Below are 20,487 nucleotides of genomic sequence, written 5' to 3'. Positions count from 1 at the left end.
CTAAAGAATCTTTATAAATTCCAAAAAGGGACGTTTATAGAGCTGGTAGCAGTTGACCTCGCCCCTTTGGTAGTGTTACAAGTTTCACATAAAAGCTGAAAATTTGAAGCATCATTACTACCAAAGAGCTCTAAGGGGACAATATGATCTATATGTATTTTATTTTGTGTTCTAATTAAATTAGACAGATCACATCGACAGTCAGCATTAGAGCAAGTTCCCTTATCTCTGTAAAAAACTGCTGAAGTTAACCAAGTAGGAAAATATCTACGTGCTATTCGTTTTTTATTTGTTACAAATTGAGGATATTTACTCTCGATATCATCCATATATTTTATAAGAAATTCCGCTAACTCTAAATGAAAATCGTGTAAGAATTTTCTATCCTGAAAGATAAATTGAAATGCTGAATGTACAATTAACTCATCTATTTTATCTTGATTCTCTTTAATATAATCCATCCATTCATGGATTATCTCACTACAACCACAATTATGATGTCAATACTCATCTATACAACTGTCAAAGTCAGGTTTTGGAAGGTCTGGATGTAAGTTAACTTCATCAAGCGTTCTCTCTATATAACTATAAACCCATTCCACTTCAACATTGTTCCAAAGTTTATGCAACTCTTCTTTAATATCTTGAAAGAAATGCATATACCAATGAACAGCTGTCATTTTATCTGGTTTGACAATACAATCAATAATTTCATCTTTATAAATCTCAAATACTTCTGAACTATAGTCCCAGAAATTTGAAACAGCAAATCCTGCTAAGCCAATTCCAGAACTAAGAGCTAAATGTTCATCTTTTGGAGCCATTAGTTTCCCCCCTTTTTTCTTTTTATTATATAACAAAAAAGCCCAATTCTAGTTACTGTCTTAATACCAAGTTTTAGAATTAACCTTAGGTGATTCTTATGATAAATGCTAAAAACCTTTTAAGTTTGAATGGTAAAAAGGTTTACACTAAATTTACATTCTCTACATAATCCCTATACATAAGTGTCTTATTATATAAGTGTAATGTTATATGGTGATTAAGGAGGATGTTTATGCTGCAGAAACCTTGTGAGGAATTTGGTGAGTTTATTAATCATACGAGAGAAAGGAGTTACATCTCAGAAGAGAAATTTGCATTGCTATTAAAAACATCTGTTTCATTTATTAGACGACTGGAACGAGGAGAGGTACATCCAACGGATTCGTTAATTGCTGAGATTTCTAACGTACTTAGCATCCCCTTCGATGACCTGAAATTAAAGATTTGGTGTAACCCTCCATCCTTTCCTTGTCCTGAATAAGGTTATACTTCCAAAAAGCCGATATCTCATGAATTAAGACGAAAGTTTTGATATTTATCTTTTGCATACATAAGTGAATTATTATATAATGATTTCGACATGGAGGTGTTGGTATGGAAGTGACTTCAACGCTCGATATTCAAAAAGTATCCCAAATCCTTAAATTGCTTGGGGATAAGACAAGGCTCACCATGGTGAAGATGCTTGAGACAAACGAATGCTGTGTCTGTGAATTTACAGCGATTTTTAAAACAAGTCAGCCTGCGATCAGTCAGCATTTGCGTAAACTTCGTGATGCAGGATTGGTGAAAGAAAAACGCAAAGGTCAGTGGATTTTTTATTCAATGAATAAAGAAAGTGAATACTATCCATTCATAAAAGGATTATTAGATTATTTACCTGCACAAGATAACTTACTAACAGATTTAGAAGCACAAGGTTTACGTATTACATGTGAATAGAGAGGGGAAGAAAGATTGACTTCAGTACTTTTAGCTTCCATCATTTTTCTTTTAACTCTCATCTTGGTGATTTGGCAGCCAAAAAACCTCTCCATAGGGTGGTCAGCCTGTGGGGGAGCTATCGTTGCTTTATTAGTTGGAGTAGTTGATTTTGGTGACGTCATTGATGTTACGTCGATTGTATGGAATGCAACCCTTGCATTTATTGCAATTATTATCATCTCTCTGATCTTAGATGAGATTGGTTTCTTTGAATGGTCTGCTCTACATATGGCGAGAGCAGCAAGAGGAAACGGCGTTAGAATGTTTGTTTATGTATCGATTTTAGGAGCACTGGTAGCTGCGTTCTTTGCGAATGACGGTGCAGCTCTCATTTTAACTCCCATTGTTCTTGCAATGGTTCGAAACCTGAACTTTGAAGAGAAAATGGTGTTTCCATTTATCATCGCAAGTGGGTTTATCGCCGATACAACGTCTTTGCCTTTAGTCGTCAGCAACTTGGTTAATATCGTTTCTGCTGATTACTTTGACATTGGATTTATCGAATATGCTTCAAGGATGATTGTTCCTAACTTCTTTGCGTTAGGTGCCAGTATCTTGGTTCTTTATATGTTCTTCCGTAAAAGCATACCGAGGAATTATGATCTTAAAGATTTAAAAACTCCTAAAGAAGCCATCAAAGACGAGAAAATGTTCCGCTTATCTTGGGGTGTACTTGGGATTTTGCTAATCGGATATTTTATCAGTGAGTTCTTGAACATTCCAGTATCGATTGTCGCCGGTGTTGTAGCCATCTTCTTCTTAGCTATGGCTAGACGAAGCCCAGCTGTTCATACCAAAAAAGTGTTAAAAGGGGCACCATGGGCAATTGTCTTTTTCTCAATCGGGATGTATGTCGTCGTGTACGGACTCAGAAATGCTGGATTAACATCTGTTTTAGCTGATGTGATTCAAATGGCAGCCGATCAAGGGTTGTTTGTTGCAACCATCTCTATGGGATTCATAGCTGCAATCCTTTCTTCTTTAATGAACAACATGCCCACAGTCTTGATTGATGCTTTAGCCATTGCCGATACAGATACGACGGGCACGCTTAGAGAAGCATTGATTTATGCAAATGTGATTGGTTCAGATTTAGGACCTAAAATTACGCCAATCGGATCTCTTGCCACGCTTTTATGGCTCCATGTTTTGAGCTTGAAAGGCGTCAAAATCTCTTGGGGCACGTACTTTAAAACAGGTATCATCTTAACGATTCCAACCTTGTTTATTACTCTTGTTGGACTCTATCTGTGGCTGCTCATTATTTAAACCAACAAACTCAACTTAAAAGGAGACAACAACTATGTCTAAAAAAACAATCTACTTCTTATGTACTGGAAACTCTTGCAGAAGCCAAATGGCTGAAGGCTGGGCGAAAAAACATCTTGGCGAAGAATGGGATGTGAAAAGTGCCGGACTTGAAGCACATGGTTTAAATCCTAACGCTGTTAAGGCAATGAAAGAAACAGGTATTGATATTTCAAACCAAACATCAGATGTGATTGATCCTGAAATCTTAAACAATGCTGATTTGATTGTTACACTTTGCGGACATGCAGCTGACAATTGCCCTGTTACACCTCCGCATATCAAACGCGTGCATTGGGGATTTGATGATCCTGCGAAAGCAGAAGGAACGGAAGAAGAAAAATGGGCGTTCTTCCAGCGTGTGCGTGATGAGATTGGTGAAAGAATTGAGCGTTTTGCCAAGACTGGCGAATAATTAAACAGAAAAGCCGTGAGATAATCTCCCGGCTTTCCTTCTATCAGACGTATAAGTAAATCATTATATTTTAATGAAGGAGCTTACAATGATGAAAAAAGTAGAAATTTTTGATCCGGCAATGTGCTGTTCAACAGGAGTTTGCGGTCCGAGTGTCGATCCTGAATTAACACGGGTGGCATCTGCGGTTTATTCATTAAGCCAAAAAGGATATAGCGTAACGAGATACAATCTGGCAAACGATCCAGGGGCATTCACTGACAATCAAGCAATTAATCAATTGCTTCACGAAAAAGGACCAGACGTATTACCTCTTACCCTTTTGGATGGTGAAATTGTAAAAGAGGGAACATATCCAACAAATGAAGAACTTGCAACATGGTTTAATGTAAAACAGGATGAATTAACTCAAAAACCAAAAGCAAGACTGTCCATCAATCTCAATCAATTGTAATAGGAAGTTAGGTGATCTGAAATGTACCAGCCTTATAATCCGAAAAATGGAATCGGCACTCCTTTCTTATTTTTCACTGGGAAAGGCGGTGTTGGTAAGACATCAACAGCTTGTGCCACAGCAGTTGCCCTGGCAGATCAGGGAATAAAAGTTTTATTAGTCAGTACAGATCCTGCCTCCAACCTGCAGGATGTGCTTGAACTGGAGTTGACCAATCGAATCGTCCCAGTCCCTTCTGTCGAACATTTATATGCATGTAACCTTGATCCAGAAGAGGCGGCTTCTGCTTATCGGGAACAAGTTGTTGGTCCTTATCGCGGGAAGCTTCCGGACACTGTTGTAGCGACCATGGAAGAACAATTATCAGGGGCATGCACTGTTGAAATTGCTGCTTTTGATGAGTTTACACGATTACTCGGTGATTCTGCCATTGTAGATTCTTATGATCACATCATTTTTGATACGGCTCCAACAGGGCATACATTACGATTATTGCAGCTTCCAACCGCTTGGAGTGGCTTTTTAGAGGAAAGCACTCATGGAGCATCATGTTTGGGGCCTTTATCCGGACTAGGAAATAAAAAAGATTTGTACTCGAAAACAGTTGAAGCATTATCAGATCCCAGCCAAACAACATTAGTTTTAGTTTCTCGACCTGATGCGTCCTCTTTGTATGAAGCCAATCGAGCGTCACTTGAGTTAAAAGAAATTGGGATTAACAATCAGCTGCTTCTAATTAATGGGCTGTTGCAAACGCACGTGTCTGAAGATGAGGTTTCAGCTGCATTTTATCACCGTCAGCGTCATGCCTTACTAGAAATGCCTGCTGCGTTAAAACAAGTAGTCACCTATTCCCTGCCTTTTGTTTCGTATTCTCTGACAGGCATTCAAAATCTTCGTTATTTATTTAAACAATACACTTTGCCTGTTTCAAAGATTAAGGATCATACAGAAGGCTCTATATCAATACCTGGTTTACACCAAGTTGTTGATAGCTTTTTACATGACGGGACACGAGTTATTTTTACAATGGGTAAAGGGGGAGTTGGCAAAACTACTGTGGCGTCTGCGATAGCTGTTGGTTTGGCAGAAAAGGGTCATAAGGTTCATTTAACAACAACTGATCCGGCAGCACATATAGAGTATATGTTTGAGCAAGGCATTGGTACGGACAATCTGTCTATCAGCCGTATCAATCCCGTTGAAGAAGTCGAAAAATACAAACGTGAAATTCTATTGAATGCTGGAAATGAACTGGATGAAGAAGGTCTTGCGTACCTGCAGGAAGATTTAAATTCACCTTGTACAGAAGAAATTGCTGTATTCAGGGCATTTGCGGATGTTGTAGACCGATCAGAACAAGAAATTGTGGTGATTGACACAGCTCCAACAGGTCACACCTTGTTATTACTTGATTCTGCGGAGGCTTATCATAAAGAAATGACCAGGGCCACAGGTGAAGTTCCAGAGAGTGTGAAAAAGCTGCTTCCTCGGCTCAGAGATTCAAAAGAAACTGGGGTTGTCATTGTCACACTTGCAGAAGCAACACCCGTTCTTGAAGCCGGCAGACTGCAGGAAGACTTGAAACGTGCACAGATTGAACCAAAATGGTGGGTCATTAACCAGAGTTTATATGCGACGGATACAAAAGACCCGGTTTTAAGTGGAAGGGCGATGTCAGAAAAGGATTGGATTCAAAAAGTGAAATCAGATTTTTCTTCACATACAGCCATTATTCCATGGATGAGGGAAGAAAAGCTTGGTTATGAAAAATTAATGGATTATTTATCTACCATGTGAGAAGACAATGAAAAATAATCCTAAAAAGCCGGTTAACCCTCTGATCACATTTTCGGTTTCGATGTTATTAGGTATGTTTTTCTATAGTCTGTTTAGATTTTTAACCATATACTTTGACTTAAATTTGTTTCCTTAATAAGTGTGCTTTAACAAGACAAAAATGGAGGGATCATCATCATGAATAGAGTGGTCATTTTAGGAACAGGTCCTGCAGGTTTAACAGCAGCTATCTATTTAGCACGTGCAAATATGAACCCGATTGTTATAGAAGGAACTGAACCAGGAGGTCAATTAACACTTACTACAGAAGTCGAGAACTTTCCTGGCTTTGTTGATGGTGTCATGGGTCCTGAGCTTATGGATAACATGAGAAAACAGGCAGAACGTTTTGGAGCAGAATTTAAGCGTGGCTGGGTGACAGAAGTAAACATGTCTAAAAAGCCCTTTCGTTTACAGGTAAATGGTTTAGGTGAAATTGTAACGGAAGCTTTGATCATTTCAACAGGTGCATCTGCGAAGCTTCTCAATATTCCAGGTGAAAAAGAAAACATCGGTCGCGGAGTCAGCACATGTGCGACATGCGATGGCTTCTTCTACCGCGGTAAGAAAGTCATTATCATCGGCGGTGGAGATTCTGCGATGGAAGAGGCAAACTTTCTAACCAAATTCGCCAGTGAAGTTGTCATTGTGAACCGTAGAAATGAACTCCGTGCATCGAAGATCATGCAGGATCGTGCGAGAGACAATGAAAAAATCTCTTGGAAGTTGAACAAAACACCGGTAGAAGTCCTGTCAGGCGAAAAGGGAGTAACTGGGTTAAAGGTAAAGGATAATCAATCAGGTAAAGAAGAAGTGATTGAAACAGATGGGATCTTTGTAGCCATTGGTCACCTTCCGAATACAGCGTTCTTAAATGGACAAATTGATACAGATGAAACAGGATATATTAATGTCATTCCAGGTACAACAGAAACCAATATTTCAGGGGTTTTTGCATGTGGAGATGTACAAGATAAGAAATACCGTCAAGCCATTACTGCAGCTGGAACAGGCTGTATGGCAGCACTAGATGCGGAAAGATACTTAGAAGGTCAAGCAACACATGACTGGAGTCAAACATTATACTAAAGGTGGAATACAACATGACAACGAAAAACTATCACGAATTAATCAAGAATCGCATTTATATTGGCGGTGCAGATGATGCACAAGATATGATGAATAATGAAAAAGCTGACATCGTATTCGATTTAAGAGCAGAAGCAAAAAACCATAATCCTGAATATAATCGTATTCATAGCCCAATCGTTGACGATGCAGGTGAACAAGATGAATCAGTAAAAGAAGCCATTGAGCAAGTGGTGAGTGCGTATAAGGAAGGAAAAAAAATATATTTCCATTGTCAGGGTGGGAGTAACCGTACCGGTACAGTAGCAATCGGAACATTATTAGAACTTGAACAAGCAAAAACGATCGAAGAAGCAGAGAACATTGCTAAAACAGCTCGCCCAAAAATCAATGTAAAGCCTGAAATGCAAGAAACGTTAAAAAGATTATACCCAAACGCTTAACTTACAATGAGGGAGATGGAGAAATTGAAAATTACAGAGAATGCAAAACAATTATTAGAAAGCATTTTTAAAGAACGTAATGCTGAAGGTATTAGAGTCTATTCATTGGGTTCGGGGTGCTGCGGTCCACAAATCGGCTTATCTTTAGATGCACCTCTAGAAACGGACATCATTCAAGAAGTAAATGGTGAATCGGCTACACTAAGTTAGACAATTATTTTAAGGTCAAGTAGACTAACGGAAACAATGAAAAAAGGAGATTCTACTATGACTAAACGAGAGCGCCGAACATTCACACAAGAATTTAAAGAACAAATCGTACAACTATACCTAACTGGAAAGCCACGTAAAGAAATTATAAGAGAGTACGATTTGACGCCTTCCTCGCTGGATAAATGGATCAGTCAACAACGCAACTCAGGTTCGTTTAAAGAAAAAGATAATTTAACGCCTGATCAAGTGAAATTAGCTGAGGTAATGAAGAGAAATAAACAGCTAGAAATGGAGAATGATATTTTAAAGCAAGCCGCGCTGATCATGGGACGAAAGTAAATGTGATTCGAAACAACACCCACAAATATTCGGTATCAGCAATGTGTAACGTCCTCGAGATTCCAAGAAGCACGTATTATTACGAAGAAAAAATTCACCCTCAAACAGATGAGGTAACCCTCAAGGTGATTGAAATCTTTCATGCCAGCCGCCAAAACTATGGGACGCGGAAAATTAAAGTGGAACTCCAGAAATGTGGATACCAGGTTTCAAGAAGACGGATTGGCAGAGTGATGAAAGAGCAAGGTCTAGTGTCCACTTATACCATTGCCCAGTTCAAGCCCCATGCATCAACGTGTAACGAATCGAAACAAAAGAATGAGCTTAACCGTGAGTTCAGACAAAAAGCAGCTTACAACGTGGTTGTCAGTGATTTAACGTATGTGAGAGTCGAGAAAAAATGGCATTACATATGTGTATTTGTTGATCTTTACAATCGGGAAATTATCGGGTACAGTGCTGGTCCGCAGAAGGACGCACAGCTTGTGTACCGAGCCATTTCTTCAATTGAAATTGATCTAAGCAAGATCAAGCTATTTCACACGGATCGAGGAAGTGAATTCAAGAATAAATTGATTGACGAAGCCCTAGCAACATTTAAAATCAAGCGTTCTTTGAGTATGAAAGGCTGTCCATATGATAATGCGGTGGCGGAGGCAACATTTAAAATTATCAAGACAGAGTTTGTGAAAAAACGCCACTTCGAATCATTATCCGACTTAAATAGAAAACTATTTGATTATGTGAACTGGTTTAATGGAACAAGAATACATGGTACATTGGGTTATTTAAGTCCAAGAGAATACAAAAATTTACACCTTAAAAAAACTGTCTAGTTTAGTGTTGACATACCATGGCATCAAGGTTGCATTAGATCCTCAAATCTCCTCTTCTGTAGAAGAAGTAACCTTAGACAAAGAGAACACTGCTGATGGAGCAGGATTTGTATTAATAGGCGGCAGCGAGTGCTGTTAACTATAAAAGTTTCAGAAATCTAATTAGAATTCTGAGACTTTTTTTCTTTCAGTAATAAGTAAACTGAATTTTATGATAAGTTGTAAAGGTATGAAAAGATTAATTTAATAATCATGAGAGGTGTTTATTTTGCAATATCAGATCGAAAAAATGTTGGACAATGATTGGGAACAAGTCAGATCCATTTATCTTGAAGGCATTGCGACCGGAAATGCTACATTCGAAACGGATGCCCCTTCTTGGGAAAGCTGGGATGAAGGTCATTCCAAAACTTGTCGACTAGTTGCTAAAGTTGAAAAGAATGTTCTTGGCTGGGCAGCATTAAGTCCTGTCTCAGGAAGATGCATATACGCAGGAGTAGCAGATGTGAGCATTTATATAAACCATACAAATAAAGGTCTTGGAATTGGAAGTGCCTTACTTCGTTCAATTATAGATTTAAGTGAGAAAGAAGGTTTTTGGACACTTCAAGCAGGAATTTTTCCGGCAAACATTCCTAGTTTAAAAATACATAAAAAAGAAGGATTTCGAGAAGTAGGGATCAGAGAACGTATCGGTAAAATGAATGGTGTATGGAGAGACGTTGTCTTTTTAGAAAGAAGAAACAATATTTCATAATGTTACATACCTATTGGAAGACAACAAAATTGATGCAAAAAACAAAAAGAAATTATATGTGTGTAAGTGAAGAACAGATGAGAATTAAGCACGATAAAAGTTGTGATAGCTGAATAAAAAAAGGGAGGGTGAATTAAACCTCCCTTATTCATCGTTCTACCATATTAAATAATAGTCAATAATGTGTATAAATATTTATTTTAAAGTGATAACAAATTGACCACATGATCACACGATGACCACACACTTAAGTTTCTAAAGTAAATTCATTTAACCGTAAAGTATGAAGGAACTTGGATTTACGCACTTAAATCAATTAAATAAAGTGTAATAACTAGGGTTTCATAAATACCTAATACTACGCATGTGGAGTGCTGTTCACTACTTGTAAGTAAAGATAAATAAAGATGTAACAGTGAGTAGGGGGCCTTTCCTGAGTGGGGAGGCTCTTATTTATTGTCATGAACTACGGAGACTAATATAACTGACCTCTTCGCTGCCAGCGTGGAAAGTAAAATTTTCTATAGTTTTCTAGTGTGTCCTAAAATGGCTTTATATCTAGGTTTTAAGGGGTATATAAGATTTGAGATTACGAATAATAAAAAACTTAGGGAAGCCAGAGTATGATCAGCTGCAACAAACCGGAAAAGCGATCTTCTCCAATGCCGCAACGCGGCATGAGTGTCTACCATAAAAACAGAAAGAGGCAAGATAACGGTTCTCTTGCTTTTTTCTGTTTTTGTTGAGATAGGGCCATGAGAAGCACGTGCTTCACCTGTGCTTCATGTGCTGAATTCATTTGCTCACTATTTCACAAAAATGTTCACCAACTCTCGATATTTTAGTGACTTAAATCACGAGGGAGTTTCAGCAAAAGTTAAAATAAGAGTGTAATCATTAATTAACAAACACAAATTAGGAGTTTAAGTTGTTAAGAGGTTAATTAATCATCCACATGTACAAGAGAAATTCCTTAAGTTTCTCCAAGAACAATAAAAAAAACAAGGAAAATTTTCATAAGACGACTTCAAACTGATTCTATTTAAGTGTCAACTTGGATTGTTGAAGTATGAATGAAAATAGCGAAAAGTGGCTGTTGCCGTTCGCTAAACAAATCCAAATTTTATTAATATTTTTCCTACAAAAAATCCATTATAAATTTTCCATTAGACGTTTTTTGATTAATTCATAATCGTCCCTAGTAATACCAGGAGCAAATTCTTCAGGTAATTCCTCTAAGTCTGGAATTGGTCCGCCTTCAGGAGTACCAATTTTCACTTCAAGCGGTTGCCCATTTTCCGGATTTGTTCCTTTCCAAATCATTCCGATATCCCTGTATTCTGTTTCGCTCCATGTGAATAGCACATTGCTTAAGCCTTTTTCTATGAACGGTCTGGCATAATCAAATTTTGAGTTATCAAGATTTGGAACTGGAAGCATTTTCGTCAAGTCTACCCCTGTAGCAATTTCGATTGCTTTCGCATAGGCGAGGATATGTGTTCCTCCACGAACAAGTAAATACCCAATCATGGTTCTAGCAACTGGGTTATCAGTCATCTCATAAACTCTCATTTTATGTGTACGTGCACCAATCTCTAGAAAAAAGTTATGTGTTAAATCTAAAACCAGATTTCCACTATTAAAAACATTATCACCAGTCCAAGGTCTTCCCATTGAATCACCTGGTATAGCCGTTTGAGCTGTAGAAATAAAATGGTGGGTGTTTCTCGCATCCTTCCCATTTTGAAGTGGAGTGATATCCGGATTCCCTGGAAAAGTATTACCTACCGATAACAAATTAATCGTATTAGAAACAAGTTCTACATGACCAAATTCTTCTGCTGTAATGCTTGCCACTAACTCATAGAATGGTTTTAGCTTTTTTTTATTTCTGAAGTTAAAAGACTGAAACATATAGTTATTTAAGGTAGACATCTCCCCAAACTTGCCACCCAAGAGCTCTTGTACTGCTGCTGCAGCATTCATATCGCCGTGTGCGGGTATAGGAAGTTCAATTACCAATTTATTTATTCTTTTAAACATTATTTCCCCTCCACTTCCTTTTTGTTAACCAGGAAAAACCCAAATAATTTGCTGGGTACGAATAAAAAAGGGAGTTCCGTTAGATTCGACAACAATGTGATCTGGCAATACATTTTTCAAGGAGCCACGAACGCTACCTCTTATGGTTTGAACAGTAACCATTTTGCCAACAATGGTTGTTAATGTCTGATAAACATAGGGATCATAAAAGCTTAACAGGTCGTTGTTTGTCATTTAGATCCTCCTATTCTAAAGTCATTCTTATTGAGTATATGTTTCTCGATATGAAAAAAGACTGAAAAACAACTGTTCAATTTGACTCTTTTTGTTAAATACTATCCTGAAAATAATAAACGGCAATAGCACATTTTTGGCAATACGAAACTAGACCTAGCAATAGCCAATTTTTTAAAATGGACCTAGGCATGACTAATCTAATCCTTTTATGTACGAATTTACGCTATGGCTCGCATACGCCGATGTAATTGACAATAAAATTGAAAAGATACAGCAAGGGCTTGTAGAGCTCCAGAATAAACTTTATGGCACAGGTAATGCCATTCAAAGTATAACGAAAACTCTTGACAAACTATTTCAACGTCAGGACGAACTGTTTCAACGTCAAAACAATATTATCAAGTTACTGGAAGTTGTGTATAACAATTTACCTGAAGTCCTCATTCCTGATTGGAGAACATTAGAAGAGTCGAAAATGGGGACGATATGGGATTGGACAATCCCCCCAGTGCAAACTCAATCGGTCTTCTGGTTGCTTTTTATTATTTGCAAGATGAGCCTGGCTTTGAGCATGAATTATTAAGATATTGATCACCAATAAATTTTTCTGCCCATATCGCAGCTCTCATGATAAAGGAAAAGGTATCCTTCCCCTTTTCAAGCCCCATGTTAACCAAACCCATAGGAATATTGTCATCATTCATGATATCCGGATCAAAGCCTGCTCCCGCCAACGCATCGCGCATTTGTTTATTTACACTCTGGTCAGCCGTGCTGATAATAATTGTAGAACTGTTAAAAGGATTGCCGGCTGTTCCTCCTTGAGTATTTTCAGTCCAGATATTGAAATTATTTAATTGATCACCGAGGCTTGCAAAAATACCGTGATAAAAACCTTTTTCGGCATCTCCTGCCGTTACAGTCCCACTGTAATCCTTTCCAGGTTTATTTTCAACAAACCCAAGGTAGCTCCGAAAACCGAAGTAAACAGCTGGTGGAGGTGTCTGTCCGATTAATACAACAGCCTCATCAGGCCTGAGTTTATAAGTAAATCCAGGTACTATATAATTTATATTAGAAGGATAATTAGTAGGCGCATCCGGGTCATATCCAATTGGAGGTTCCTGTCCTTCGGATGGATGTTGATTAGGAGCTGGCGGCAGTAAGACGGGTGAATAGGGAGCACCAGCTTGATTCCCCATAGCATTATCCACAACACCTTCACTGACAAGCTTTAGTATGTCTATATACCTTAATTCCCCTTCCTGTACAATAAAACCTCTCTCTTCTAATGTTGAGACAAACTTATTAACATTACCATTATCATCAGTAAATTCATTCAACATTGGGTTTCGATACATCATTTTCATCTCCTTAAATCTGTGAAAGCCCTGATAATAATGGTATGACAAATTTGTAAGTTTTGTGCCTATTTCAAATATTGCTGAATCTGGCCCATGGAGAAATGAGTATTTAATGGGACAGGGACGATGAACCTGTTCCCTTATTTCATTTGTTTCGATTTGCGCACCAAAGGACCCATTTTACTTACAATTAAGGAGTTCCTTATCTAACGATACAGAAGAAAATAGTTAGAGAAACTAACTATAAATTATTCAAGAGGAGTTTTTATATGTGTTATGGACACAAGGAACAAACGATATTACTAGGTTCCTTGATGTCATGCCCTTCATATACTACATTAAATCAAAATAAATTTTAGGAGGTCATATGTTGAACAACTATACCCATCCATACATTAATCCTTATAGGAATCAATATGTTCATTCAGGTAATAGGTCTGTTTGGCTTCTCTGTTACTTGGATTTGCATAAATAACCTGTTTTGTAACCTCTGCAACCCATTGATATTCTCCTTTCCTGAAGTCCTGCTTAGCTTTCTCTATAACACGTTCCTCTCCACCCATATATTCCACATATTTTTTTGCTGATTCTTCAGGTAATAATTTATTTAGATCAACCGGGTTTCCACTATACCAGCCGATATACTTCTGATACACTGCTTTTGCATTATGATTGACAGTTCCATAAAGTTCACTATTATACCATTCACCCGTCAAACTTTCTGGAAGCTTCACCATTCTTCCAACCTCTTCAATTGTATACCCTTTATTAATCAACCTTAATGTTTGGTCATTTATATATTGATATAAGTCTCTTTGTTTTTCCAAATATTCAATTGCTGTTTGGTTTCCAAAACGAGGCCAGTTGTGCACTCCAAATACTGACGCTAATTTTCTTCCCCATAAATCAATGGCCTTTTGGATGCTAGTTGCCCAAGCCACTGGGTCTCTTACTTTGAATCGGCTACACTAAGTTAGACAATTATTTTAAGGTCAAGTAGACTAACGAAAACAACGATAAAAGGAGATTCTACTGTGACTAAACGAGAGCGCCGAACATTTACGCAAGAATTTAAAGAACAAATCGTACAACTGTATCTAAATGGAAAGCCACGCAAAGAAATTATAAGGGAGTATGACCTGACTCCCTCCTCACTAGATAAATGGATCAGTCAACAACGCAACTCAGGTTCGTTTAAAGAAAAAGATCATTTAACGCCTGATCAAGTGAAATTGGCTGAGGTAATGAAGAGAAATAAACAGCTAGAAATGGAGAATGATATTTTAAAGCAAGCCGCGCTGATCATGGGACGAAAGTAAATGTGATTCGAAATAACGCCCACAAATACTCGGTATCAGCAATGTGTAACGTCCTCAAGATTTCAAGAAGCACATATTATTACGAAGAAAAAATTCTACCTCAAACAGATGAGGTAACCCTTAAAGTGATAGAAATCTTCCATGCCAGCCGCCAAAACTATGGCACGCGCAAAATTAAAGTGGAACTCCAGAAATGTGGATACCAGGTTTCAAGAAGACGGATTGGTCGAGTGATGAAAGAGCAAGGCCTAGTGTCCACTTATACCATTGCCCAGTTCAAGCCCCATGTCTCAACGTGTAATGAATCGAAGCAAAAGAATGAGCTAAACCGTGAGTTCAGACAAGAAGCAGCTTACAACGTGGTTGTCAGTGATTTAACGTATGTGAGAGTCGAGAAAAAATGGCATTACATATGTGTATTTGTTGATCTTTATAATCGGGAAATTATCGGATACAGTGCTGGTCCACAGAAGGACGCAAAGCTTGTGTATCAAGCGATTTCTTCGATAAAAATTGATCTAAACAAGATCAAGTTATTTCACACGGATCGTGGAAGTGAATTCAAGAATAAATTGATTGACGAAGCCTTAGAAACGTTTGAAATCAAGCGTTCTATGAGTATGAAAGGCTGCCCATATGATAATGCGGTTGCGGAGGCAACATTTAAAATTATCAAGACAGAGTTTGTGAAAAAACGCCACTTCGAATCACTATCCGACTTAAAGAGGGAACTATTTGATTATGTGAACTGGTTTAATGGAACAAGAATTCATGGAACATTGGGTTATTTAAGCCCACGAGAATACAAAAATTTACACCTTAAGAAAACTGTCTAGTTTAGTGTTGACATACCATACTTTCAGTATCACCTTCAGGTAACATAAAGTAAGGATAATTTAATTCCCCGCCATTTTGTATCTTCATTAACTTTGTAAATGATTGAGGGAAGTTTATGCCTAAAATACTCTCTGCTTTTTTTATGATTTCATCGTTTATCGGATATTCAATCCGTTTATCTTTGTTATTCTTTTTCCAAAAATCTTTGCCCTTATAGAAATCCTTTTTGATAATATGCACCCCTTACACTCTTATTTTATATTACATATATTTCTTATGCCTTATTAAACAATCCTGCCCTTTAATGGAATAACTTACAAATTCAAGATGAACTATCTAATTTCCTTTCTTACTTCAGAATCTGGCCCTTTAATTGAACAAGGTTTCTAAGGAAAATATGAATGCTGTATACAAATCTAGTTAACATAATCAGATATTATCGGTATTAAAAAAGGATCTTCAAACGAAGATCCTTTTCTACTGCTTATTGACTAAAGATTAGCTTTAGGTAGCTTTTGTCATAATATACGATTATTTACAAAGGATATATCTATGTCAGAAAAAATATTCTTTGGAGGTAACTAATTATGACCGAAAACCGTACAAAACTAACCTCAGCCGAAATAGGCGCAATTTGGACTGCTTACATGAATGATAGTATGTCCAAGTGCATGTTAGGTTATTTTCTTAAAGATGTAGAGGATCAAGAAATTCGTTCTATTATCCAACAAGCCTATGACCTTTCATCTACCCACATCGAAAAACTTACTTATTTGTTTCAAGAAGAACAACTCCCATTACCTACAGCATTTTCAAGTGAAGATGTGAATATGAATGCTCCTCGCTTATATACTGATACGTTTATGCTTGAATATATTGGCCACATATCGAGAGCTGGTTTACTTGCATATGGTGGCTACGTTGCAATGAGTGCTAGAAAAGACATAAGAGCCTATTTTATGGAGGGGCTTACAGAAGTATCTAACTTATACAACACTGGTGCGGATGTATCTCTTTCAAAAGGATTATTTGTTAGAGCACCTTATATTGCTTATCCAACTAAAACAGACTTTATAGACAGCAAAAATTATTTTAGTGGGTTAAATCCATTTACCAACAAAAGACCACTAAATGCAATAGAGATATCTTACTTACATATGAATACCCAAACCAACGTTATAGGAGGAAGCTTGGCACTTAGTTTTGCTCAAACATCCTCGAGTGAAAATATTCAAAAATGGATGTTAAGAGGAAGAGATATTACAAAAAAACATGTTCAAGTCTTTACAAAGATGCTTATAGATAACGATATACAACCACCTCTTTCGTCAGAAGTTGCTATTACTGATTCAACAACACCGCCGTTTTCAGATAAATTAACAATGTTTTTTATGTCATTGTTAAGTGCCATTGGAACAGGTAATTATGCAACGGCAGCAGCCGCAAGTCAGCGAAATGATTTAGCCATAAATTACGAACGTCTATCACTTGAAATCGCTCAATATGCGAAGGATGGTCTCGACATCATGATTAGTAATGAATGGATCGAACAACCACCCGGAACGATGGATAAAGAGAAACTTGCAAGAAAAAAGAACCAAAATAGTTAAAATTCCTTGGATTGGTTAACCAGTAGGAAGTGGTTAAATGTCAAAGGAAGGACGAATGGAGAAAGTCCTTTGGAGTATTGCATTACCTGGCTTTGGACAAATTTTAAATGGTAAGTTTCTCAAAGGACTACTTTTGATACTATCAGAATTTATAGTTAACGTTCAATCAAATTTCAATAAAGTGATTATGTATAGCTTTCAAGGTGAAATTTAAGCAGCTATTGACCATGTTAACTATCAATGGCTTATGTTTTATCCCTGTCTTTATATGTTTGCTATATGGGATGGCTTTTGATTTCTTGTTTCCCACTAGGGTTAATTGCAGGTTATCAAACTCACCTAAACCATGCAGGTGATAAAGACCTACAAAAATTACTGGAGGAAGCCATTCACGTTTTCAGGATCCAGAAATAGCAGCTGCTATTTCAATGAACATCGCACAAGGATTAGTATCGTGTAGTACGATTATGGGGCAATCAATTCGAGAAGACATAGCTATGATGTTCGGACAGTTTCATGTACAAGGGGTACGACAACGATTCCTTCCTTTTTATGTCATAAGACATTATTTTACAAATGAAACCCTCGGTTACTATTTAATTTAACCGAGGGTTGTTTATTTTTATTGGGAATAAAGAAATATCCGTAAAGTCTATCATTGTTTATCCTACAACTGATTCAATTTATCCATCATTTTTTGCCTAGACGGATTAGTATAAATCAACGTGGTATGAATATTTGAATGACCTGCAATATGAGCCACTTCATGTACATCAAATCCATTCTCAAGAGCATGAGAACAAAAATAGTGTCTTAAATCATGAGGGCTTAACACTTGTTCCAATCCAGCTAGGTGACTATACTTTCGAAACATATTGTTAGCCGTCATACGGCTTAACTTTGGTCCTTTGTTAGATAAAAATAAATAAGGACTGTCTGTATACTTATGTTTTTTTCGTAATTCCAAGTAATCTTTTAAAGCTTGAATGACTTTTTGATTTAAAAGGACAGTACGTTGTTTGTCTCCCTTACCAGAACGAATGACTAACTCTGATGATAATAGGTGTAAATCTCGACTAATCTCAATACTTAAAGCTTCACTAATCCGGCAGCCTGTAAAAGTAAGCAAAATAACCAGGGCATAGTCTCGAACATTTTGCTTTTCAACTACAGCTTGATTGAACTTATGAACCTCTTTTTCGGTAAATTGTGCTGGCGAGGCATAGGTTTGTTGAATTTTTTTCTTCATTTTCTTTGTAATGACCATGTCTTCTTGAACGCCTACTGATATCAGAAATTCATTATATTTTTGAAGAGCCGAAAGTTTAGCGTTAATCGTTTTGGCACTTCGTTTTTTTATCACCTGAAGATATTGGAGGTAGTCCTTTACATTTTGTATGTAAAGAGCTCTTGGTTGTTTATCAAAGGTGTCCTCAAACCAAGAAAAATATTCTTTCACAGCCAATCGGTAATTACAAATGGTATTTTCGGATTTATCTTCCAAACGAAGATATTTAACAAAATTCTCAATCAAACTCATAATCTTACAACCCCATAAATTATGTTTAGTTTTTATTTGGCAGGCTTAAAATAAATTATGTTTAGTTTTATAAGAGGATTATATCATAATGAGACCAGAAACAATTCTGGATTTAAGGGGCCACTATAGAAAACAAAACCAAAAATCAAAAACAAAAGATGGATTTTTCAAGAAAAGTGATTATGTGTATGACGAACATTTTGATTGTTACATATGCCCGCACGATCAAGTGCTTCCTTACAGAACTACTACGAAAAAAGGATACAGACAATACTCTTCCGATCCGAAGGTTTGTGAAAATTGCCCATTCCTAAGCCAATGTACGGAGAGCCAAAATCATCAGAAATTGATTGAAAGGCATCTCTGGCAAGAATACTTAGATGAAGCTGAACACCTTCGTCATACAGAAGAGAACAAAACAATTTATGCAAAACGTAAAGAAACGATAGAGCGTGTCTTTGCAGATGCAAAAGAAAAGCATGGTATGCGTTGGACAACGTTGAGAGGACTCAAAAAATTGTCCATGCAGGCGATGCTTACTTTTGCTGCCATGAACTTGAAAAAGTTGGCATCCTGGACATGGAAGCCAGCGAAAGCGGTATAAAAATAGTCAACGAATAGGCCTACAAACATCAAATTAGCCCCAGAAATGACAAAAAGCATTCGGATAGAGTTCATCCGAATGCCTTTTGTCTACAATCTGAGAGTGAAACTTGAATGGTTTCACTCTTTTTTATTTTTCGTGATCGTTAGAGGTTCAGTTTCAAGTTGATAGCTTACTTTGACTTTTATATTTTCCCATTCCCGCAGCCATTCTTTCTCACAGGCGGAGCGTTTTCCTATTTCGAGGGGATCCGCTTTATATCCTGCAGTTTTTTCAGTAATTCTTCTTTTTCTTTTTCTTTTTTTTAAATAAAGCCAGGGCAAACCCGAAGCCAAAATGATCCACTGATGAGTGGCCAGCCAGGAAGCTTATTCGTATCGAAATGTAGCTCTGGTTTCAGAGGATATACTGCTTCCAATATGCTTTAACATATTGAAGGCGTTTTCAGTAATCAATCCCTTTGAGTAAGCAGAGGATTTCTAGTATACTTGGTCAGAGAAATTGTACCAGGAAAGGGAAAAATCAAACTATGACAACACAATTAGAAGCTTTAAACCTTCCGGATCATATACTGTCTGATATAAAAAATAGATCGGAAATATTCAAAAACAGCGATGATGCCATGCAGATCGGCAAAGGCGGATATATGCCATCAGAGGATGCAATTTTATATGATGCCATGATTGCTTTATCATTAGGTAAAAATGTTCTATTAAAAGGACCTACAGGCTCAGGTAAAACAAAGCTGGCCGAAACGCTTTCAAATCTTTTCGGACAGCCAATGCACAGTATCAACTGCAGCGTGGATCTTGATGCTGAAGCACTGCTTGGCTATAAAACCATTTCGCAGAATGGTTCAAAAACGAGCATAGAGTTTATTGAAGGGCCTGTTATTCATGCGATGAAAAAAGGCCATATCTTATATATTGATGAAATTAATATGGCAAAGCCTGAGACGCTTCCAATCCTAAATGGAGTCCTTGATTACCGTAAAATGATTACGAATCCATTTACAGGAGAAGTGATCAGAGCGAGCAAAGACTTTGGCGTGATTGCAGCTATTAACGAAGGTTATGTTGGGACCGTTCCTTTGAACGAAGCCTTAAAAAATCGTTTCGTTGTAATTGAAGTGCCATATATTCAAGGTGAACAGCTAAAAGCCGTACTGCGCTCTCAATCTATGCTGAAAAATGAAAAGCTGATCAGTCAGTTTGTCACACTTTCTTCTGATCTGATCACTCAGGTGCAAAATGGACAAATTTCAGAAGAGGCAGCATCTGTAAGAGCACTTATTGACACGTGTGATCTAGCCGTTTATATGCCGCCGCTTCGTGCTATTTCACGCGGCATTACTGAAAAACTTGAAGACGACAGGGAAAAGGCAGCGATTCAAAATATTGCAGAAACTCTTTTTGTGTAAAGGGGCCCGTC

21 protein-coding genes and 4 pseudogenes are annotated in these 20,487 nt (G+C 37.4%); 17 read left to right on the top strand and 8 right to left on the bottom strand.

The genetic code is table 11. The features are described from left to right. Positions 1–11: 11 nt before the first annotated feature. Entirely contained in the window at positions 12–461 is a 450-nt protein-coding gene (locus LIT25_14055) for an HNH endonuclease (protein ID USK31786.1), read from the bottom strand. A gap of 39 nt (positions 462–500) precedes the next feature. Then, the gene (locus LIT25_14050) at positions 501–824 is read right to left on the bottom strand and encodes a hypothetical protein (protein ID USK31785.1); all 324 of its coding nucleotides are present in this window, start codon (positions 822–824) and stop codon (positions 501–503) included. Between the two features lie 233 nt (positions 825–1,057). Here LIT25_14050 and LIT25_14045 point away from each other — a divergent pair, with 233 nt between their 5' ends. The 11 genes and pseudogenes from LIT25_14045 to LIT25_13995 all read left to right on the top strand — a co-directional run bounded on the left by LIT25_14045 (position 1,058) and on the right by LIT25_13995 (position 9,502). Beyond that, positions 1,058–1,306, top strand: a complete 249-nt coding sequence (locus tag LIT25_14045; protein USK31784.1) for a helix-turn-helix domain-containing protein — start codon at positions 1,058–1,060, stop codon at positions 1,304–1,306. Positions 1,307–1,419: 113 nt separating this feature from the next. Further along, positions 1,420–1,767 (top strand): metalloregulator ArsR/SmtB family transcription factor, encoded by a 348-nt coding sequence (locus LIT25_14040; protein ID USK31783.1) that lies wholly within the window; start codon positions 1,420–1,422, stop codon positions 1,765–1,767. A 15-nt stretch (positions 1,768–1,782) separates the two neighbouring features. After that, the gene (locus tag LIT25_14035; GenBank protein ID USK31782.1) at positions 1,783–3,078 is read left to right on the top strand and encodes an arsenic transporter; all 1,296 of its coding nucleotides are present in this window, start codon (positions 1,783–1,785) and stop codon (positions 3,076–3,078) included. Positions 3,079–3,112: 34 nt separating this feature from the next. Then, positions 3,113–3,532, top strand: a complete 420-nt coding sequence (gene arsC / locus LIT25_14030; GenBank protein ID USK31781.1) for an arsenate reductase (thioredoxin) — start codon at positions 3,113–3,115, stop codon at positions 3,530–3,532. Positions 3,533–3,623: 91 nt separating this feature from the next. After that, positions 3,624–3,986, top strand: coding sequence for an arsenite efflux transporter metallochaperone ArsD (gene arsD / locus LIT25_14025; GenBank protein ID USK31780.1), 363 nt, complete (start codon positions 3,624–3,626; stop codon positions 3,984–3,986). Positions 3,987–4,007: 21 nt separating this feature from the next. Further along, positions 4,008–5,786, top strand: coding sequence for an arsenical pump-driving ATPase (arsA, locus tag LIT25_14020; protein ID USK31779.1), 1,779 nt, complete (start codon positions 4,008–4,010; stop codon positions 5,784–5,786). Between the two features lie 177 nt (positions 5,787–5,963). Beyond that, positions 5,964–6,914: a thioredoxin-disulfide reductase gene (gene trxB / locus LIT25_14015; GenBank protein ID USK31778.1), complete on the top strand. Its 951-nt coding sequence runs from the start codon at positions 5,964–5,966 to the stop codon at positions 6,912–6,914. Positions 6,915–6,928: 14 nt separating this feature from the next. Continuing rightward, the gene (locus tag LIT25_14010; GenBank protein ID USK31777.1) at positions 6,929–7,357 is read left to right on the top strand and encodes a dual specificity protein phosphatase family protein; all 429 of its coding nucleotides are present in this window, start codon (positions 6,929–6,931) and stop codon (positions 7,355–7,357) included. A 24-nt stretch (positions 7,358–7,381) separates the two neighbouring features. Then, a pseudogene (locus LIT25_14005) lies at positions 7,382–7,546 on the top strand (adhesin). A 78-nt stretch (positions 7,547–7,624) separates the two neighbouring features. After that, a protein-coding gene (locus LIT25_14000; protein ID USK31776.1) for an IS3 family transposase occupies positions 7,625–8,745 on the top strand; the annotation gives its coding sequence in 2 pieces (ribosomal slippage) (positions 7,625–7,874 and positions 7,874–8,745; 1,122 coding nt in all). Positions 8,746–9,010: 265 nt separating this feature from the next. Further along, on the top strand, positions 9,011–9,502 hold the full coding sequence (locus tag LIT25_13995) for an N-acetyltransferase family protein (protein USK36282.1): 492 nt from the start codon (positions 9,011–9,013) through the stop codon (positions 9,500–9,502). A 1,152-nt stretch (positions 9,503–10,654) separates the two neighbouring features. On the opposite strand, the gene LIT25_13990 is transcribed toward LIT25_13995, so the two are convergent. The 4 genes from LIT25_13990 to LIT25_13975 all read right to left on the bottom strand — a co-directional run bounded on the left by LIT25_13990 (position 10,655) and on the right by LIT25_13975 (position 14,087). Next, positions 10,655–11,545, bottom strand: coding sequence for a manganese catalase family protein (locus tag LIT25_13990; GenBank protein USK31775.1), 891 nt, complete (start codon positions 11,543–11,545; stop codon positions 10,655–10,657). Between the two features lie 24 nt (positions 11,546–11,569). After that, entirely contained in the window at positions 11,570–11,779 is a 210-nt protein-coding gene (locus LIT25_13985; protein USK31774.1) for a YuzF family protein, read from the bottom strand. Between the two features lie 545 nt (positions 11,780–12,324). Beyond that, entirely contained in the window at positions 12,325–13,128 is an 804-nt protein-coding gene (locus LIT25_13980; GenBank protein ID USK31773.1) for a hypothetical protein, read from the bottom strand. A gap of 413 nt (positions 13,129–13,541) precedes the next feature. Then, the gene (locus LIT25_13975) at positions 13,542–14,087 is read right to left on the bottom strand and encodes a hypothetical protein (protein USK31772.1); all 546 of its coding nucleotides are present in this window, start codon (positions 14,085–14,087) and stop codon (positions 13,542–13,544) included. A 93-nt stretch (positions 14,088–14,180) separates the two neighbouring features. Here LIT25_13975 and LIT25_13970 point away from each other — a divergent pair. Further along, a protein-coding gene (locus tag LIT25_13970; protein ID USK31771.1) for an IS3 family transposase occupies positions 14,181–15,301 on the top strand; the annotation gives its coding sequence in 2 pieces (ribosomal slippage) (positions 14,181–14,430 and positions 14,430–15,301; 1,122 coding nt in all). A 1-nt stretch (position 15,302) separates the two neighbouring features. Here LIT25_13970 and LIT25_13965 read toward each other — a convergent pair. After that, complete coding sequence (locus LIT25_13965) at positions 15,303–15,542, bottom strand: SMI1/KNR4 family protein (protein USK31770.1); 240 nt, start codon at positions 15,540–15,542, stop codon at positions 15,303–15,305. A 347-nt stretch (positions 15,543–15,889) separates the two neighbouring features. Between LIT25_13965 and LIT25_13960 the strand changes: the two genes are divergently transcribed. The 3 genes and pseudogenes from LIT25_13960 to LIT25_13950 all read left to right on the top strand — a co-directional run bounded on the left by LIT25_13960 (position 15,890) and on the right by LIT25_13950 (position 17,517). Continuing rightward, complete coding sequence (locus LIT25_13960; GenBank protein USK31769.1) at positions 15,890–16,912, top strand: DUF3231 family protein; 1,023 nt, start codon at positions 15,890–15,892, stop codon at positions 16,910–16,912. 37 nt (positions 16,913–16,949) lie between these two features. Then, positions 16,950–17,204: pseudogene (locus LIT25_13955) on the top strand (hypothetical protein). Then, positions 17,192–17,517: pseudogene (locus LIT25_13950) on the top strand (DUF3231 family protein). The pseudogenes LIT25_13955 and LIT25_13950 overlap by 13 nt, the downstream one beginning before the upstream one ends. A gap of 62 nt (positions 17,518–17,579) precedes the next feature. On the opposite strand, the gene LIT25_13945 reads toward LIT25_13950, so the two are convergent. Next, complete coding sequence (locus LIT25_13945; protein USK31768.1) at positions 17,580–18,452, bottom strand: tyrosine-type recombinase/integrase; 873 nt, start codon at positions 18,450–18,452, stop codon at positions 17,580–17,582. Between the two features lie 142 nt (positions 18,453–18,594). Between LIT25_13945 and LIT25_13940 the strand changes: the two are divergent. Together LIT25_13940 and LIT25_13935 are read left to right on the top strand one after the other, a co-directional pair. After that, positions 18,595–19,056: pseudogene (locus tag LIT25_13940) on the top strand (transposase). A gap of 529 nt (positions 19,057–19,585) precedes the next feature. Beyond that, positions 19,586–20,476 carry a MoxR family ATPase gene (locus LIT25_13935; protein ID USK31767.1) on the top strand — a complete coding sequence of 297 codons (891 nt, stop codon included), beginning with the start codon at positions 19,586–19,588 and terminating at the stop codon, positions 20,474–20,476. Positions 20,477–20,487 lie beyond the last annotated feature (11 nt).

Origin of the sequence: Bacillus sp. F19, from assembly GCA_023823795.1 — a bacterium.
Classification (GTDB): Bacteria; Bacillota; Bacilli; order Bacillales; family Bacillaceae; genus Bacillus_P.
Note: the sequence above shows the minus strand (reverse complement) of the source record. Positions and strands in the feature narration are given on the sequence as shown.

What these genes read in the sequence shown, in the direction of transcription:
- LIT25_13945 (USK31768.1), bottom strand. Translation starts at nt 18,452, where the DNA reads ATGAGTTTGATTGAGAATTTTGTTAAATATCTTCGTTTGGAAGATAAA.
- LIT25_14040 (USK31783.1), top strand. Translation starts at nt 1,420, where the DNA reads ATGGAAGTGACTTCAACGCTCGATATTCAAAAAGTATCCCAAATCCTT.
- LIT25_13935 (USK31767.1), top strand. Translation starts at nt 19,586, where the DNA reads ATGACAACACAATTAGAAGCTTTAAACCTTCCGGATCATATACTGTCT.
- arsD (USK31780.1), top strand. Translation starts at nt 3,624, where the DNA reads ATGAAAAAAGTAGAAATTTTTGATCCGGCAATGTGCTGTTCAACAGGA.
- LIT25_14055 (USK31786.1), bottom strand. Translation starts at nt 461, where the DNA reads ATGGATTATATTAAAGAGAATCAAGATAAAATAGATGAGTTAATTGTA.
- trxB (USK31778.1), top strand. Translation starts at nt 5,964, where the DNA reads ATGAATAGAGTGGTCATTTTAGGAACAGGTCCTGCAGGTTTAACAGCA.
- LIT25_13960 (USK31769.1), top strand. Translation starts at nt 15,890, where the DNA reads ATGACCGAAAACCGTACAAAACTAACCTCAGCCGAAATAGGCGCAATT.
- arsA (USK31779.1), top strand. Translation starts at nt 4,008, where the DNA reads ATGTACCAGCCTTATAATCCGAAAAATGGAATCGGCACTCCTTTCTTA.
- LIT25_13985 (USK31774.1), bottom strand. Translation starts at nt 11,779, where the DNA reads ATGACAAACAACGACCTGTTAAGCTTTTATGATCCCTATGTTTATCAG.
- LIT25_14010 (USK31777.1), top strand. Translation starts at nt 6,929, where the DNA reads ATGACAACGAAAAACTATCACGAATTAATCAAGAATCGCATTTATATT.
- LIT25_14045 (USK31784.1), top strand. Translation starts at nt 1,058, where the DNA reads ATGCTGCAGAAACCTTGTGAGGAATTTGGTGAGTTTATTAATCATACG.
- LIT25_14050 (USK31785.1), bottom strand. Translation starts at nt 824, where the DNA reads ATGGCTCCAAAAGATGAACATTTAGCTCTTAGTTCTGGAATTGGCTTA.
- LIT25_13990 (USK31775.1), bottom strand. Translation starts at nt 11,545, where the DNA reads ATGTTTAAAAGAATAAATAAATTGGTAATTGAACTTCCTATACCCGCA.
- LIT25_13980 (USK31773.1), bottom strand. Translation starts at nt 13,128, where the DNA reads ATGTTGAATGAATTTACTGATGATAATGGTAATGTTAATAAGTTTGTC.
- arsC (USK31781.1), top strand. Translation starts at nt 3,113, where the DNA reads ATGTCTAAAAAAACAATCTACTTCTTATGTACTGGAAACTCTTGCAGA.